This is a genomic window from Bacillus sp. FSL H8-0534 (genome assembly GCF_038005885.1).
Lineage (GTDB): Bacteria > Bacillota > Bacilli > Bacillales > Bacillaceae_G > Bacillus_A > Bacillus_A pseudomycoides.
Genome location: NZ_JBBOUC010000001.1, coordinates 5081766 through 5097413, shown reverse-complemented (window position 1 = coordinate 5097413; position 15648 = coordinate 5081766). Strand labels below are relative to the sequence as shown.

Genomic DNA, 15648 nt, shown 5'->3' with positions numbered 1-15648 from the left:
GTCTTTTATATACTATTTTCAATAGAAAAATCCTTGTTTTTTCACAAGGATTCCTCTAGGCTACTATTTCAGAAAAATAATCGTTTGTCAACAAAAAATGGATATGTATTCCAATTACACACTCCACCATTTGGCAATTAACCAAATGACAATTATCCAAAATGGGATAACAAGTAGCAATCCCCAAAAACAGCCTTTAAAAAATCTCATGATGAACACCTCGTTCATCTACCCAGTCTTCAAGTATTCCCCCGAGCTGAATCGATCTTTCGTTTACAATGTCTATACTACCTCGTCATTGCATGTTCTACTTTTATACAACGATCCATAATAACAGTATATCCCTTTTCCTTTAAAAATTTATATGTATCTTCATCTTGTACTCCTAATTGTGCCCAAAAAACATCCGCATCAATCTCCACAAATTCCTTTGCGACGTCCATTAAAAATTCAGAACGACGGAATACATTTACGATATCGACATGCTCCTTAATGTCTTTTAATGACGGAACAGCTTTTTCTCCCAGTACCTCATCTACGACTGGGTTTACTGGGATAATACGATACCCTGCATCCTGCATTGCTTTTGAAACCATATAGGACGTGCGTTCTGGTTTGTTAGATAATCCAACAACCGCAATTGTTTTGCTATTTTTCAATACTTCACCAATTTCCGTACGAGTTGGGTTTTCAATTGTCATATTAAATCCCTCCTATTCTTTTAGTATAGCCGATAAAGAAAGTCTCTTTCAATACGAAAGAGACTTTCTTTATTAATTCTTAGCAGAAGAGTTATCTGCTAAAGTAGCTGTTTTCGTCATTTTTTCACCATTTCGATAGAATGTTACTTCAATTTTATCGCCAACTTTTTTCTTTTCATATAAATATTTACGGAATTGAAGTGAGTTTTCTACTGTTTGGCCATCTAATGCTACAACAACGTCATACTGCTGAAGTCCTGCTTTTTCAGCTGGTGAGACGGGATAAATTTTGCTTAAGAGAACACCCTTTGTAACATCTTTTGGTAATTTTAATTGTCCTAATGCATACGGTGGGTAATCCTCAAGAGATGCAACTCCTACTCCCATCGCTGGACGTTTTACTGTTCCATCTTTTTCAAGAGATTCAATGACTGGTTTTGCCACATTAATTGGGATAGCAAAGCCAATACCCTCTACTTCTTGCTGTGCAATCTTACTAGAGTTAATGCCGATGACTTGACCATTTTGATTGAATAATGCGCCACCACTGTTCCCTGGGTTAATTGCTGCATCTGTTTGAATCACTTGTGCTTGCCAATCCGGCTGTTTGTCACCATTAATATCCACTGGAATTTCGCGTTCTTTACTACTAATAATCCCTTCTGTTACACTACCATCAAAACCTAATGGATTCCCAATTGCAATAGCCGATTCACCAGCGCGAATTTTACTGGAATCACCAAGTGTGGCTACTTTATTAATATTAGATCCATCAATCTCTACAACAGCTAAATCTAACCATGGATCTTTCCCAACTAATTTTGCATCTACTGTTTTACCATTACTTAGTTTCACTGCCAGTTTGTTTGCTCCGTCTACTACGTGATTATTTGTTACAATGAGAGCTTTATTCCCAGCTTTTTTATAAATTACACCAGATCCTGTTCCAGCTGTTTGTTCCTGCCCTGCTTGCTCCATTGCAAATGGATCTATGTTCTGTTGCATATTGATAACACCTACAACTACTTCTTTCGCCCCTTCAATCATACCAGGTAAATCTGTTTCACCCTTTACTTTATTTGCAACAGGAACCACAGTTCCCTCTACTTTTGAATTAGAAGTTAACGCCGTCCCATTCCCATTTGTCCATGGCATATACGGTGCTGCAAAACTAATGGAAACAGCTCCGATAACTGCTCCAACTAAACCTGTAAAAAAGTAACCTTTTTTACTACCTGATTTTTTTACTTCTCTCGTTTCACTATGCTCTTCATTCATATTTGGTCCGTCATAATATCCCATAATTGATATCCCCTCTCTGCTGAATTCGTATTTTCAGTATAGTCACATTTTGTGTCCTTCTTGTGAACTCATCGTGAAATCCAATTAAAAAAATACTTTTATTCATTATTGTAGACAAAAAATCTGTAATTTGTACATTTTCATCTACAAAAGAGAGTGTAAATGTACTATATTTTCAACCTATAAGTTGCTGCTACGAAAACAAAAAGAGATCTCCACTCGTTTTCTCCCTCTGTTTTCACTCGGCATGGGGCAAAAAAAGGTACTGACCGCTTCTATCCATGGGCGGATTCTCTCTTCCAACCAAAAAGAAAGCTTTTCTATCGTTTTTTCTATTACATAGTATTTAAAAACTATTCCTCAAACTTATATCCAACTCGAATAACAGTTCCGATATGTTTTGCTTTATCCCCTAACTTATTTCGCAATTTTTTTATATGTGTATCTACAGTACGATCATCACCATAATAATCATATCCCCAAAGTTGATCTAATAAATGCTGGCGTGATAATACGATTCCTTTATTCTCCATTAAATAAACAAGAAGTTCAAATTCTTTATGCGTTAATATAATTTCTTCTCCGTTTACCGATACCGTACGCGAAAGACGATTCACATCGATTCCAGCCATAGAAAGTGCATTCTCTTCTGCAACGCCTACTGCCCCATCAGCACGCTTTAATAAAGTTTTCGCCCTAGCTACTAGTACTTTAGGACTAAAAGGCTTTGTTACATATTCATCAGCCCCAAGTTCAAAACCTAACAATGTATCATCTTCGTCAGAACGAGCTGTAAGCATAATAATTGGTACCGCTGACTCTTTTCTAATACGACGACAAACAGACCAACCATCTATCTCTGGCAACATGATATCTAACATAATTAAATCAATTGTATGTTCAGCAAATAATTCTAACGCTTGTTTTCCATCTTCAGCTTCTATCACTTCAAAACCTTCATTGCGAAAATAATCACTAACAATTTCGCGTAGCCTTCTTTCGTCTTCAACAAGTAATACTGTTTTGTTCATCTGACCTATCCCGCCTTTTTACTCTTTCAATCGAATAATACGTTGATTGGAGCTTCCGCGAAACGGAAGTGTCAAGTCTCTTTTTTGAAGTTCAAACCTTCCATCGACCAGAACATCCCCATAGTGTAACAACTCTATCATATCATTATTTTGAGAACTCTGTATCTCTTCTAATGTATAACCTGTGTAAATCCATAAGTTTTTTTTCAAAGCCTTCACCGCATTTGCTACCTTCTTCACTTCAGCAGCTTGAAAAAATGGATCTCCACCTGAAAATGTTACATCAGTAAGCGGGTTTTTGGCAATCTCTTTCACAATTTCTTCTACGGTCATTTCAGTTCCATTACAAATATTCCATGACTTAGGATTATGACATCCTAAACAACGATGCGGACAGCCCGCAAAAAACACGACTGTCCGCAATCCGTCACCATCTACTACACTATCATGAATAATATTCATTACTCTCATTTATGTTTCACCCGATCCGCTTCTTCACTGCGCTTTGCACTATTCCATTTAGACATATCACCTACAAGATATCCTGTTATACGGCGAATTCTTTCGATATCATTCTCATCCTCGTTTCCACAACTTGGACATTCATTTTTGATGACACCATGATAGCCACAGCATTTACAACGATCCACAGGGTGATTAATGGAGCCATATCCGACTCCATACTCTGCCATTGCCTGCACAATTTGTTTTAATGCTTTTTGGTTATGAACCGCCGCTCCATCTAATTCAATATACGTTATATGTCCGCCATTACAAAGCGTATGAAATGGCCCTTCTAAACGTATTTTATCTATCGCTTGGATGTTATAATACACCGGAATATGAAATGAATTTGTATAATAATTATGATTTGTTACACCGCTAATCATTCCAAATTCTTCTCGATCTTTTTTAACAAACTTACCTGATAGTCCCTCTGCAGGCGTTGCAATTAAAGAGAAATTCAATTGATGTTCTTCCGTTGCTGCATCCATTTTCTGTCTCATAAAGGTAACAATCTCACATCCAAGATTCCATGATTCTTTATCTTCTCCATGATGTTTTCCTGTTAAAACAACTAAACATTCTGCAAGGCCAATAAAACCAATACTTAATGTTCCTTGTTTTAAAATCTCAGCAACAGAATCTTCAGGATGCAGTTTTTCTCCGCCCCGCCATACTCCTTGCGAATATAAAAAGTGAAAATCTCTTGCCTTTTTCTTACATTGGTAAGCAAATCTTTCTAATAGTTGACGAATACCAAGATCTATATAATAATTTAAAGCTTCAAAAAATGCTTCTTTTGAACCGCTAATCAATGCTAATTTTACTAAGTTAATAGAAGTAAACGATAAATTCCCTCTTCCAATCGCGGTCTCTTCCCCATGAATATTAGACATAACACGCGTACGACAGCCCATATAACATACTTCGCTTTCTGGGCGACCATCATAATGAACTGCATTAAATGGCGCATCTAAAAATGAAAAGTTCGGGAATAATCGTTCTGCTGTCGTCTCTAACGCCAATTCAAATAAATCATAGTTCGGATCACTTTCTTCAAAATTCACACCTTTTTTTACTTTAAAGATTTGAATAGGGAAAATGGGTGTTTCACCTTTTCCTAATCCAGCTTGCGTCGCCCGTAATAATTGTCTAATTAACAATCTTCCTTCTTTCGACGTGTCCGTTCCGTAGTTAATAGAAATAAACGGAACTTGCCCACCACCTCTGCTATGCATACTATTGGAATTATGAATAAAAGCTTCACAAGCTTGATACGTATCATTCTCTGTTTCTTTCCACGCAAACTCTTCTACTTGCTCTTTTGTTAACGGATACGTTTCTAATCTTTTCTTATTTTTCTCGAATGTTTTTCTCACATACGGTGCTAAATCAATGTCAAATAACGCAGCTGATTGACCACCGTGCTGCATGTTTTGATTCGCTTGGAAAATAATCGAAGAAAGTGCCAATGCACTTTTAATATCTTGTGGTTGCCTCATATGCCCATGCCCGGTATGAAATCCTTTTTCAAGCATTTGCGCTAAAGGAATCTGCGAACATGTTGTTGTACCTGTCGCATAAAAATCTAAATCATGTGGGTATAATATATTTTGATCTATTGCTTTTTTTACTTGTTCAGAAAGTAAGTGTTCCATTGCATAATATTTTGCACTCTCAGATGCAAATGTTCCCATCATCCCCATAGGAGACCGCCCATCAACATTTGCATTTTCTTGCATTAAATCTTGCTCATTCCCGTGGACAATTGTTTCAAAAATCTTCATTAACTCTTCTCCACATGCACTTTGTTTCATCATTTCCCAAACCTCCAACAACATCTTGTTAATTCACTAACAAAATGATACAACATATAGTTATAGTAGATCTGTGAGAAATGTAACATTCTTGTGAAAGTTTTTTTAAGAAACTTTGAATTTTTCATTTACAAAAAAGAAATGTGCTCTTTACAAATGTATGGTACAATATATGGGAAAAACTCTTTTTACCCTTTATCAACACATTTGAATAAAGGAGACTGAACTTATGCTTATTACATATCTTTTATTTATCGTTGCCTATTTACTTGGCTCGATTCCATTTGCACTTGTTGTTGGAAAAATTGGTTATGGAATCGACATTCGCGAGCATGGTAGCGGTAATTTAGGAGGAACGAATACATTTCGGACGCTAGGGAAAAAAGCAGGTTTTATCGTTACAATTGCTGACATTTTAAAGGGAACGTTAGCGACAGCTCTGCCGTTAATTTTCGCCTTAGATATCCATCCCCTTTGGTTTGGATTAGCTGCAGTTCTTGGACATGTATACCCAATCTTTGCAAAATTCCGCGGCGGAAAAGCAGTTGCAACTTCTGCTGGAGTACTCTTATGCTATGCGCCAGTTATTTTTGCAATATTAGCTGTTATCTTTTTCACCCTTCTATTTACAACGAGATACGTATCGCTTTCTTCTATGGTAACAGCTATCGTAGCTGTTATTGCATCAATTATTGACGGGGATAAAATCTTCATTGTTGCGATGTGTTTATTAGCTGGTATGGTTATTTATAGACACCGTGCAAATATTGGACGAATTATAAATAAAACTGAACCAAAAGCAAATTTGACAAAGAAACAAAAGTAAGGTTGTGACCCACATAACGCAAAAAGAAAACGCGAAGCATATTAATAGCGTCTTTTTGCGTTATTTTTTATACTAAAGAAAAGGCAACATAACTTGGAGGAACTATACATGAATCTTTCCGTAACAAAAGAAGCAGTAAATTGGTATAAAGATGAATTAAACTTACAATCTGGCGATACACTTCGCTTTTTCGTACAATATGGCGGTTGCAGTACTGTTCAAAAAGGACTTTCTTTAGGAATCCGTAAAGACGATCCTGCACATCCTGCTGTTCAAATTCAAGAAGACGGCATTACTTTCTTCGTTGAAGGTGATGATGAATGGTTCTTTGATGGACATGACTTATCCGTTACCTTTAACGACAGTGATGACTTCCCTCAATTTAATTACGAAAAATAAAAAAGCGTGGCTTTTGCCACGCTTTTTTATTTTTTCTTAATTTCCTCATATTTCGCATACCACTCTGGATATAGTTTCTTAAAGGACACAGGACGAAAACCTTCTTTTTTCGCACAAATATTTGTTGTTGTAGCTGTAATACAAAGATCTCCATCACCGTTATAAATTTCATATCCATATATAACGCGAAGGGGACTAACTGAATCAATCCATGTTTTCACAATTGCTTTCTCTCCATAACGCATTGCTTTCCGATATGAAATTTGCAAATCTAATACGGGAGAAATAACCCCTTCTTTCTCCATTTCAATATATGAAAATCCTAATTCTTGTATCAATTTTGTACGCCCTAATTCAAGCCATACTAAATAATTTGAATGGTAAACAACGCCCATTTGATCTGTTTCCGCATAGCGGATCTCAATTTCGTGTTCTGCTACAAACATATCTTTATCTCCTTCTCACTTCTGTTTCCTCACATACATTTAATCATAATACAGTGAAATCAAAAATAAAATAGAAACGGTGGATCTTTTTAACTGAAAGGAGCGAATATATGATTCAAATTGTAACCGTTCGTAGTGGTGATAGCGTATATAGCTTAGCGTCAAAATATGGCACTACGCCCGAAGAAATTGTAAAAGACAACGGACTTAATCCAGCTGAGACACTTGTTGTCGGTCAGGCACTGATTGTAAATACGAGAGGTAATAATTATTATGTACAACCCGGAGACAGTCTTTATCGAATTTCTCAAACATATAACGTTCCTCTTGCTAGCTTAGCAAAAGTTAACAATCTATCATTAAAATCCATTCTTCATGTTGGTCAACAACTATATGTACCAAAGGGCTCTAAACGAACGATAGAATCTATTGCCTACTTACAACCTTCTACCATTCCAATTAAAGAAAGTTTAGTGAATGCTACGCGGGCCATCAATCCTTATCTCACATATTTAGCTTACTTTAGCTTTGAAGCATTGCGTGATGGAACGTTAAAAGAGCCGACTGAAACCGCAAGAATTGCTCAAATTGCAGTGCAGGGTCAAACAATCCCAATGCTCGTTATTACAAATATTGAAAATGGAAATTTTAGCGCTGAATTAGCCTCTGTTCTTCTAAGAAACGCTACTATTCAAAATAAATTCATTACAAATATCCTCCAAACAGCTAAAAAATATAATATGCGTGATATTCATTTTGACTTTGAAAATGTTGCACCCGAAGATCGCGAAGCATATAACCGATTTTTACGAAATGTAAAAACACGACTACCTGAAGGATATACGTTAAGCACAACACTTGTTCCAAAAACAAGTTCGAAGCAAAAAGGAAAATTTTTCGAAGCACACGATTACAAAGCCCAGGGGGAAATTGTTGATTTTGTCGTGATTATGACATATGACTGGGGATGGCAAGGTGGACCACCCATGGCAGTTTCTCCTATTGGCCCTGTAAAGCAGGTAATCCAATATGCAAAATCTCAAATGCCCCCGCGAAAAATTATGATGGGACAAAATTTATATGGATTCGACTGGAAGCTTCCCTTTAAAGAAGGAAATCCACCAGCAAAAGCAATTAGCTCTGTCGCAGCCGTTGCACTTGCTCGTAAATATAATGTTCCAATTCGTTATGATTTTACAGCACAAGCACCACACTTTAATTACTTTGATGAAAATGGTGTACAGCATGAAGTATGGTTTGAAGATGCCAGGTCTGTTCAGAGTAAGTTTAATTTAGTAAAAGAACAAGGCATTCGCGGGATTAGCTATTGGAAAATCGGGCTTCCTTTCCCGCAAAATTGGCGTTTACTTGTGGAAAATTTCTCGATTACAAAAAAAGGCTGACAACTGTCAGCCTTTTTTACGCATCATATTCAGATTCATCTTTTATTTCACTTTTCAATGAATCAATACTTTCTAAACGGCGTTGATTTTTCGCTTCAATTGCAGCGCGATCTTTTTCATTCGAAACCTCTGCAGTTTCTTTTGCCTCATTAAAGTTATCAATCGTATTTTGTACCATTTCTTGTAGTTTTTCTACATTATCACTTCTATCATCTGGATTCGCTTTATATTGCTCTGTCATACGATTTCCCTCCTAGTTGAAATATACATACCATGTTAGTTTTCCAAAAACGAATTAGATTATGTATGCACATAAAAAAAGGAGAATGAAAACATTCTCCTTTTTTTAACCGTTATCAACAATCGGTTGTTTCCCTGTTTGGTCTTGCATTTGCTTCCCTTTGTTTCCACCGGCTTTTTTCGACTGTGTTCCAATATGATCTGGTGTAAAATCTTTGGAATTCTTCTTTGGATTTCCCATTCTTATCGCCTCCTTATCACTAGTATCATACTAGTGATAAGAATTATTCAGCCTGCTTAAAAAATTGCATTTCATAACGCTTCTCGATTCGTTCCTCAATCCGTTCAATTGCATCACGATCGTTTAGTAGTTGCCGCTTATTTTCCTTCACAAGTTCTTCAAACGTTCTTCGACGATTTCTTCTCATGCTGCTCATCCTTTCTCCTTCTCTTTCTTACTATAGTTAGTATGAGCAAATGAAAAACTCTTTAATCAGATTTGTAAGAAAATTTTATGTTTTGTCACAGAAAAGTCTTTTGTTAACAAAAAAGTCCATTAGCTGTTCTTAAACAACTAATGGATTTCCAAGCATTTTATCCTGCTATTCACAAACAAGTAATATCCTCTCAAAATTCAGTAAAATGAAACAACTTAAGTAGGAGATGAAGAATTCCCCCACTGATTAAAGTTTCACTTTATCATTTCGTTATACTTAAATACTTTTTAATTTCTTCATCCGCATTATCTTTCATTTCTTTGTACTCATTCAGCGCTTGCATGACTGCATCATAACTCTCTAAAATATAATTTTCTAATTTTGTAAAGTCCTCTATGCTTTCAATCATAATTCTAGTTGTCCCTATTTCACTTTTTAAAGCCGGCTCACATTTTAAAGCAGGATATATCCCTAATATTTCTTGTTCTGTCTTTTCAGTTAAAACATATTTTTTTCGCCCTTTTACCTTCACCCTTATAATCGGATAAAAAGCCTTTATATCTAGATAACTTCCAACACTCACATTGCGAATCCATTCTATATCGCGATTATGCTTTACAAGCATTTCTTTTATTAGTGTGTACACTTCGTCTTCTTCAACCGTTTCTTTTTTTGTTTTCTTTTGTCCTTCTTCTTGAATAGCAGCACATTTTTGATACACAGCTGCACATGTGATACAGTCGTCAAGTGCATTATGAGAACTTAAACGAATTCCGAGCATTCTTTTTAAAGTTTCTAACTTATGGTTCCGGGCATGCTTCATATATCTTTTCGCTAAAAAGACGGTATCAATTACTATATTTTTAGGTTCTGGCAATCTAAGCATTTTTGCATTACTCTTTAAAAAACGCATATCAAACGAAGCATTATGAGCAACAATGGTATCTTCTCCTAAAAACGCTAAAAATAACGGCAAAACTTCCTGAATCGTTGGAGCATCCGAAACGCGATAATTTGTAATCCCTGTTAAACTCGTAATTCGATTAGGAATAAATCGCTCTGGATTTACAAAAGAAACAAATTGATCTGCCAGCTCATGATTACGATACCGAACCGCTGCCACTTGAATTATTCGATCATTATAAGGATTAAATCCTGTCGTTTCAAAATCAATAACAACATAGTCTCCTGTCAATGGTAAATTCCCCACAATATACGCTCCCCAATCATTATTTTCGATGAAATTTCTTTCATCATATCACGAACAAGCTGCTTAATGAAAAAGAAAAGACAGAAATGACAAATAGCCAATTCTGTCCTCTTTCATTATTTTATTTTCGCAATTCTCTTCTCCATTTCTTTTTGTGTCATCGGTCCGATAAATTTATCTTGAATCACACCTTTTGTATCCACAAAATAAGAAGTTGGAATGGTAATTACTTTATACATTGTTGTAACATTTATATCTTTATCAAGCAAAATAGGGAATGTCAATCCCTTCTCTTCTGCAAACTTTTTCACTTTTTCTTCTCCGTTAGCACGTTCAGAAACCGTATAATTTACAGCAAGGATTTCTACATCATCTTTATTCTTCTTATAGAAAGCTTCCATATCCGGCATTTCTTGCTGACAAGGTCCACACCACGTTGCCCAGAAATTTAAAATAACTTTCTTCCCCTTAAAATCCGATAATTTTACTTTTGTGCCATCTAATTTTGATAACTCAAAATCCGGTGCAATCTTGCCTACCTCAATCCCATTTTTTGCAATGATTTCTTTCATCGCCGCTTCGCTTTTCACTGGTTCTTCCCTTACTTGTTTCTCATTCTTTCCGAGCTGTTCATAAACTGCATAGCTCGCTAAACAAAGCAACACTACAACAATGGTAAGCTTTCGCCACATATACATCATCCTTATCGCTTATCTCATTTTATATATCACTTAAAAATAACAATAGTATTTATACTTTATTTTAGCTTATACAGACAACCTTGGAAATATTCTCCTGATAAATAAATAGAATATTCTTAATAACAATGAAAACCGTTTCATTTTATCATATAATTATAATAGTTATAATTTGGAAAGGATGTCATTATTTATGAATAAAACCGTTTTGCATTGGTTACAATATGTTATCATTCTCCCCATCTTATTTTTCTCATTGTTTATTACAAGCTGGACTGCTAGCTACTTAAGTATTTCAGAGGACTGGAAACAACATATCGTCTTCACTCCCCAAACAGCAGAAGACTCCAATCAAATTTATGAAATTGACAAACTGTTGTATGCCTTTAAGTATAATCCAGTTTTTACTACAATTTTTGTATTATCAATTGTCTATTTAATAGGAATTATGATAACTCGCTGGTTATACTGGAGAAAACATAAAACAGGATTAATCGGTTTACAACTCATGATTGTTCTTCCTATTTTTATTTACACATTACTTGTCACACATTCTACAGGTGCGATAATTGCTGTGGAAAAGAATTGGGAGAAATATTTAGTCTTTTCACCAAAATCAATTACAGATGTAAATCAAATTTATTATATTGATAGGTTGTTATACGCATTTCAAAAGTCTCCTATCATTAGTACAGTTCTCATTCTAACTTTTCTTTATATGACAGGGCTAGTTGTAACTAAGCTCTCTCATCAAATACGTTTACGCAAAAATATAAACATATGAGGTGACAATAAGGAAGATGCTTGTACTGTTTTGTGCAAATACCTTCCTTTTAAAAAAAGGATTCTTATGCACTCATTTAAAAAGCCATTCTCTATATTTTTAGTTTCATATTCTATCCTATTAATATTATCGCATGGGTTATCTCCTTATTTAGTAACGATCCTGAAAGAAGAAAAACTGGCCGCATATGCTTTTATCCCGCTATTTTAGGACAGTAAAAGCCCGATTCGTTCAACTAATAATCAGTGGGGGATGAAGAAAGCCTCCACTGATTAAAGTTTCACTTTATACAGCTTTGATATCGTTTATTTTATTCACTACGTTTGACATTATTAGCTTTTACTCTATTACAACAACCTCTAGTTCGTAGTAATTATTGAAAGGATGAACCCTATGGGAGAACACCCAATTAGTAAAGAACTACGCTATATGCGTATTTGTCTTGTAATCTTAATTCTAGTCCTTATATTTTTTAACAAAGAAAGCGTCATTGAAGTTTCTACAAACCATGATACTACTCCAATAAGTGTACAAAATGATCAAACTAGTAATATGACTCAAATTGCAGAAAATACATTTGCTTTACAAGAGAGTAACCCTGACAGCGGTGATCGGCACACTATTAAAATTTTCAAGTATAACCCAGATACAAATAAGATTACATTGGTAAAAGAATTTAATACGGAAAATTCGTCTACATATGAGTATCAACTTAATAAAGCAGAATAAGGAAAGAGATGAAACCATATAGTTTCACCACTTTCCTTGCACATAAAATGAGGAAGCTAACCACAATCAGCTTCCTCATTTCGATTGAAAATATTTACTTTTCTCTATTACTACACTTAATTAGTTTGACACCTTAGACTCTTCAATTTTTTCACGAAGCACCATTTGTAAGATACCACCGTGACGGTAGTAGTCAATTTCTACTTCACTATCGAAACGTGCTACTACTTCAAATTGTTTTTCGTTTCCTTCTGGGTCAATTGCAACTACTTTTACAAGATCGCGTGGTTTAACTGTTTTATCAATTTGAATTTCAAATGATTCGTTACCAACAAGACCTAATGTTTCAGTACTTTCGCCTTCTTTAAATTGTAATGGTAATACGCCCATTAATACAAGGTTACTGCGGTGAATACGCTCGAAGCTTTCTGCGATTACTGCTTTAATACCTAAAAGGTTTGTACCTTTCGCAGCCCAGTCACGAGAACTTCCCATACCGTAATCTTTACCAGCAACTACAAGAAGTCCAGTGCCGTCTTCTTTATATTTCATCGCAGCATCATAGATAGATGTTACTTCACCAGTTGGCCAGTAAGTTGTATATCCACCTTCTGTTCCTGGTGCGATTTGGTTTTTGATACGGATATTTGCGAATGTACCACGCATCATAACTTCATGATTACCACGGCGAGAACCATAAGAGTTAAAGTCAACTGGCTGTACACCATTTTCTAATAAATAGCGGCCTGCTGGTGTATGTTTACCAATTGAACCTGCTGGTGAAATATGGTCTGTTGTTACAGAGTCACCAAATTTACCAACTACGCGTAAACCTGAAAGTGTTTCTACTTCACCTGGTTCTTTTGATAATCCTTCAAAGAACGGTGGATTTTGAATGTATGTTGAGTCATTATCCCAAGTATATAACGCTTCATTTGAAGTTTGAATTTCATTCCAGCGTTCATTGCTGTTAAATACTTGTGCATATTCTTTTTTGAACAATTCAGACGTTACGACGCTTTGAACCACTTCTTCAATTTCTTTAGCTGATGGCCAAATGTCGTTAAAGTAAATCGGGTTACCGTTTGCATCTTTACCGATTGCATCATTTTTCAAGTCGATATCCACTGTACCAGCAAGTGCATACGCCACAACAAGTGGTGGTGATGCTAAGTAGTTCGCTTTTACAAGCGGATGAATACGACCTTCAAAGTTACGGTTACCAGATAAAACAGATGTTACTAATAGGTCATTTGCCGCAATTGCTTCTTCTAATTCTAGTTCTAATGGGCCAGAGTTACCGATACAAGTTGTACATCCGTAACCAACTGTTTGGAATCCTAATTGATCTAAATAAGTTGTTAGGCCTGATTTATCTAAGTATTCCGTTACTACTTTAGATCCTGGTGCTAATGATGTTTTTACATAACCAGGTACTTTAAGTCCTTTTTCAATTGCTTTTTTCGCAACTAAGCCTGCACCAATTAATACATATGGATTAGATGTATTTGTACAGCTTGTAATCGCAGCGATTGCAATTGCACCTGTTTTCATCGTTACTTCTTGATCTTTTAATGCAACTTTCACTTCTTTATCAAATTCTTGTTCATTGAACCCAAGTCCTTGCGTTCCAACTGGTGCCACAACCGCTTTATGGAACTCATCTTTCATGTTTGAAAGAGGGATTAAATCTTGTGGACGTTTTGGTCCTGAAAGGTTAGATTCAATTGTATTTAAATCAATCTCAACAAGATCTGTATAAATTGGATCTTTACTGTCTGCTGTATAGAATAAACCGTTTGCTTTACAGTATTCTTCAACAATGCGAATTTGTTCTTCGTCTCTTCCTGTTAAACGTAAGTAATCTAATGAAATTTCATCAATTGGGAAGAATCCACAAGTTGCACCGTATTCTGGTGCCATGTTTGAAATTGTTGCACGGTCAGCTAAAGGCATGCTTTGTAGTCCGCTACCGAAGAACTCAACAAATTTACCAACTACACCTTTCTGACGTAACACTTGTGTTACTTTTAACGCAACGTCTGTTGCTGTTGTACCACTTGGAAGTGTACCAGTTAATTTAACACCGATTACTTCTGGTACTGGGAAGTATGAAGGTTGTCCAAGCATCCCTGCTTCTGCCTCAATACCACCAACGCCCCATCCAAGGACACCGATACCATTAATCATTGTAGTATGAGAGTCTGTTCCCACTAATGAATCTGGGTATGCAACTAATTCACCTTCAGCATTTTTCACCGCATGAACAACTGGTGCTAAATACTCAAGGTTTACTTGGTGTACAATACCTGTTGCTGGTGGCACTGCACGATAGTTATCAAACGATTTTTGTGCCCAGCTTAAAAATTTATAACGTTCTTCATTACGTTTAAACTCTAAGTCCATGTTGAATTCAAGCGCGTCTGCTGTACCCGCTCTATCAACCTGTACAGAGTGATCGATTACAAGATCTACAGTAATTTCCGGATTAATTTTATCAGGATCTCCACCCATGTCCGCCATTGCTTTTCGAAGTGAAGCCAAATCAACGACAGCTGGAACACCTGTGAAGTCTTGTAAAATTACGCGAGATGGTTTAAATGGAACATCGATATCTTGAACATCTTTCGTTCCCCACTTCGCTAAATTTGTAACATGCTCTTCTGTAATGACACGTCCATCAACTTGACGAAGTACAGATTCAAGCAAAACTTTAATTGAATATGGTAATTGTGATACGTTGCCAACCCCTGCATTTTCAAGCGCTTTCAATTGATAATAATGATACGTTTTTCCATCTACTTCAAATGTTTCACGAGATTGAAATGGATTATGTTTGACCATTATGTTTCCCCCCTGTTAAACGTGACTGAGTTGTCTGAATATAAAATGTAGACAAATTTTTCAATACCTTACGATAATATCTTATTACAACTTTCTAAATAAGTAAATAATAAGAAACTTATAGTTTATCATAAGTTTTCTTTATCTCTGGAATTTTGAATAGTCTTCGCTCTCCTTATGAATACTATTACCATAAAGTAAAGCTTTCTCTTTGAGTATTACTTTACGTTCATACATGTATCATTATTTGTTTATAAAGAAAACATTATAGGGGTGA

General features: G+C 35.7%; 17 protein-coding genes. 5 read left to right on the top strand and 12 right to left on the bottom strand.

Features of this window, described 5'->3' with window-relative positions; genetic code table 11:
* Window positions 1–287: 287 nt before the first annotated feature.
* From MHH71_RS26175 to MHH71_RS26155, 5 genes are all read right to left on the bottom strand, one after another.
* On the bottom strand, window positions 288–701 hold the full coding sequence (locus MHH71_RS26175; protein ID WP_003207948.1) for a CoA-binding protein: 414 nt from the start codon (window positions 699–701) through the stop codon (window positions 288–290).
* Window positions 702–773: 72 nt separating this feature from the next.
* Entirely contained in the window at window positions 774–2003 is a 1230-nt protein-coding gene (locus tag MHH71_RS26170; RefSeq protein ID WP_006095653.1) for a S1C family serine protease, read from the bottom strand.
* 353 nt (window positions 2004–2356) lie between these two features.
* Entirely contained in the window at window positions 2357–3034 is a 678-nt protein-coding gene (locus tag MHH71_RS26165) for a response regulator transcription factor (RefSeq protein ID WP_003199064.1), read from the bottom strand.
* 18 nt (window positions 3035–3052) lie between these two features.
* The gene (gene nrdG, locus MHH71_RS26160; RefSeq protein ID WP_018765335.1) at window positions 3053–3505 is read right to left on the bottom strand and encodes an anaerobic ribonucleoside-triphosphate reductase activating protein; all 453 of its coding nucleotides are present in this window, start codon (window positions 3503–3505) and stop codon (window positions 3053–3055) included.
* Window positions 3502–5358: an anaerobic ribonucleoside triphosphate reductase gene (locus tag MHH71_RS26155; RefSeq protein ID WP_033799048.1), complete on the bottom strand. Its 1857-nt coding sequence runs from the start codon at window positions 5356–5358 to the stop codon at window positions 3502–3504. Before MHH71_RS26155 ends, nrdG begins: the two co-directional genes overlap by 4 nt.
* Before the next feature lie 226 nt (window positions 5359–5584).
* Here MHH71_RS26155 and plsY point away from each other — a divergent pair, with 226 nt between their 5' ends.
* Window positions 5585–6181 carry a glycerol-3-phosphate 1-O-acyltransferase PlsY gene (gene plsY, locus MHH71_RS26150; protein ID WP_003199069.1) on the top strand — a complete coding sequence of 199 codons (597 nt, stop codon included), beginning with the start codon at window positions 5585–5587 and terminating at the stop codon, window positions 6179–6181.
* A 108-nt stretch (window positions 6182–6289) separates the two neighbouring features.
* A complete protein-coding gene (locus tag MHH71_RS26145; RefSeq protein WP_006095651.1) occupies window positions 6290–6580 on the top strand; it encodes a HesB/YadR/YfhF family protein in 291 nt (96 codons plus the stop codon).
* 26 nt (window positions 6581–6606) lie between these two features.
* Here MHH71_RS26145 and MHH71_RS26140 read toward each other — a convergent pair whose 3' ends face one another.
* Window positions 6607–7026, bottom strand: a complete 420-nt coding sequence (locus MHH71_RS26140) for an acyl-CoA thioesterase (RefSeq protein ID WP_003199074.1) — start codon at window positions 7024–7026, stop codon at window positions 6607–6609.
* Window positions 7027–7136: 110 nt separating this feature from the next.
* On the opposite strand from MHH71_RS26140, the gene MHH71_RS26135 reads away from it, so the two are divergent.
* A complete protein-coding gene (locus MHH71_RS26135) occupies window positions 7137–8429 on the top strand; it encodes a glycosyl hydrolase family 18 protein (protein WP_006095650.1) in 1293 nt (430 codons plus the stop codon).
* Between the two features lie 16 nt (window positions 8430–8445).
* Here MHH71_RS26135 and tlp read toward each other — a convergent pair whose 3' ends face one another.
* The 5 genes from tlp to MHH71_RS26110 all read right to left on the bottom strand — a co-directional run bounded on the left by tlp (window position 8446) and on the right by MHH71_RS26110 (window position 11008).
* Window positions 8446–8670 (bottom strand): small acid-soluble spore protein Tlp, encoded by a 225-nt coding sequence (tlp, locus tag MHH71_RS26130; RefSeq protein ID WP_003199079.1) that lies wholly within the window; start codon window positions 8668–8670, stop codon window positions 8446–8448.
* Window positions 8671–8775: 105 nt separating this feature from the next.
* The gene (gene sspN / locus MHH71_RS26125; protein ID WP_003199081.1) at window positions 8776–8910 is read right to left on the bottom strand and encodes an acid-soluble spore protein SspN; all 135 of its coding nucleotides are present in this window, start codon (window positions 8908–8910) and stop codon (window positions 8776–8778) included.
* 43 nt (window positions 8911–8953) lie between these two features.
* Entirely contained in the window at window positions 8954–9097 is a 144-nt protein-coding gene (locus MHH71_RS26120; protein ID WP_003199083.1) for an FbpB family small basic protein, read from the bottom strand.
* Window positions 9098–9368: 271 nt separating this feature from the next.
* Complete coding sequence (locus tag MHH71_RS26115) at window positions 9369–10316, bottom strand: 3'-5' exonuclease (RefSeq protein WP_006095648.1); 948 nt, start codon at window positions 10314–10316, stop codon at window positions 9369–9371.
* Between the two features lie 116 nt (window positions 10317–10432).
* Window positions 10433–11008 (bottom strand): peroxiredoxin family protein, encoded by a 576-nt coding sequence (locus MHH71_RS26110; RefSeq protein WP_033799047.1) that lies wholly within the window; start codon window positions 11006–11008, stop codon window positions 10433–10435.
* Between the two features lie 199 nt (window positions 11009–11207).
* Here MHH71_RS26110 and MHH71_RS26105 point away from each other — a divergent pair, with 199 nt between their 5' ends.
* Complete coding sequence (locus MHH71_RS26105; protein WP_033799046.1) at window positions 11208–11798, top strand: YjdJ family protein; 591 nt, start codon at window positions 11208–11210, stop codon at window positions 11796–11798.
* A gap of 393 nt (window positions 11799–12191) precedes the next feature.
* Window positions 12192–12527 (top strand): YmzC family protein, encoded by a 336-nt coding sequence (locus MHH71_RS26100; RefSeq protein ID WP_006095645.1) that lies wholly within the window; start codon window positions 12192–12194, stop codon window positions 12525–12527.
* A gap of 120 nt (window positions 12528–12647) precedes the next feature.
* Here the strand turns inward: MHH71_RS26100 and acnA are convergent, their stop codons facing one another.
* A complete protein-coding gene (gene acnA, locus MHH71_RS26095; protein WP_006095644.1) occupies window positions 12648–15371 on the bottom strand; it encodes an aconitate hydratase AcnA in 2724 nt (907 codons plus the stop codon).
* Window positions 15372–15648: the final 277 nt, after the last annotated feature.

Excerpts from the sequence above, each read along its gene's own strand:
- acnA (WP_006095644.1), bottom strand. The coding sequence starts at position 15,371 with ATGGTCAAACATAATCCATTTCAATCTCGTGAAACATTTGAAGTAGAT.
- MHH71_RS26110 (WP_033799047.1), bottom strand. The coding sequence starts at position 11,008 with ATGTGGCGAAAGCTTACCATTGTTGTAGTGTTGCTTTGTTTAGCGAGC.
- MHH71_RS26155 (WP_033799048.1), bottom strand. The coding sequence starts at position 5,358 with ATGATGAAACAAAGTGCATGTGGAGAAGAGTTAATGAAGATTTTTGAA.
- MHH71_RS26105 (WP_033799046.1), top strand. The coding sequence starts at position 11,208 with ATGAATAAAACCGTTTTGCATTGGTTACAATATGTTATCATTCTCCCC.
- tlp (WP_003199079.1), bottom strand. The coding sequence starts at position 8,670 with ATGACAGAGCAATATAAAGCGAATCCAGATGATAGAAGTGATAATGTA.
- MHH71_RS26140 (WP_003199074.1), bottom strand. The coding sequence starts at position 7,026 with ATGTTTGTAGCAGAACACGAAATTGAGATCCGCTATGCGGAAACAGAT.
- MHH71_RS26145 (WP_006095651.1), top strand. The coding sequence starts at position 6,290 with ATGAATCTTTCCGTAACAAAAGAAGCAGTAAATTGGTATAAAGATGAA.
- MHH71_RS26175 (WP_003207948.1), bottom strand. The coding sequence starts at position 701 with ATGACAATTGAAAACCCAACTCGTACGGAAATTGGTGAAGTATTGAAA.
- nrdG (WP_018765335.1), bottom strand. The coding sequence starts at position 3,505 with ATGAGAGTAATGAATATTATTCATGATAGTGTAGTAGATGGTGACGGA.
- MHH71_RS26170 (WP_006095653.1), bottom strand. The coding sequence starts at position 2,003 with ATGGGATATTATGACGGACCAAATATGAATGAAGAGCATAGTGAAACG.
- MHH71_RS26100 (WP_006095645.1), top strand. The coding sequence starts at position 12,192 with ATGGGAGAACACCCAATTAGTAAAGAACTACGCTATATGCGTATTTGT.
- MHH71_RS26120 (WP_003199083.1), bottom strand. The coding sequence starts at position 9,097 with ATGAGAAGAAATCGTCGAAGAACGTTTGAAGAACTTGTGAAGGAAAAT.
- MHH71_RS26135 (WP_006095650.1), top strand. The coding sequence starts at position 7,137 with ATGATTCAAATTGTAACCGTTCGTAGTGGTGATAGCGTATATAGCTTA.
- plsY (WP_003199069.1), top strand. The coding sequence starts at position 5,585 with ATGCTTATTACATATCTTTTATTTATCGTTGCCTATTTACTTGGCTCG.
- sspN (WP_003199081.1), bottom strand. The coding sequence starts at position 8,910 with ATGGGAAATCCAAAGAAGAATTCCAAAGATTTTACACCAGATCATATT.
- MHH71_RS26165 (WP_003199064.1), bottom strand. The coding sequence starts at position 3,034 with ATGAACAAAACAGTATTACTTGTTGAAGACGAAAGAAGGCTACGCGAA.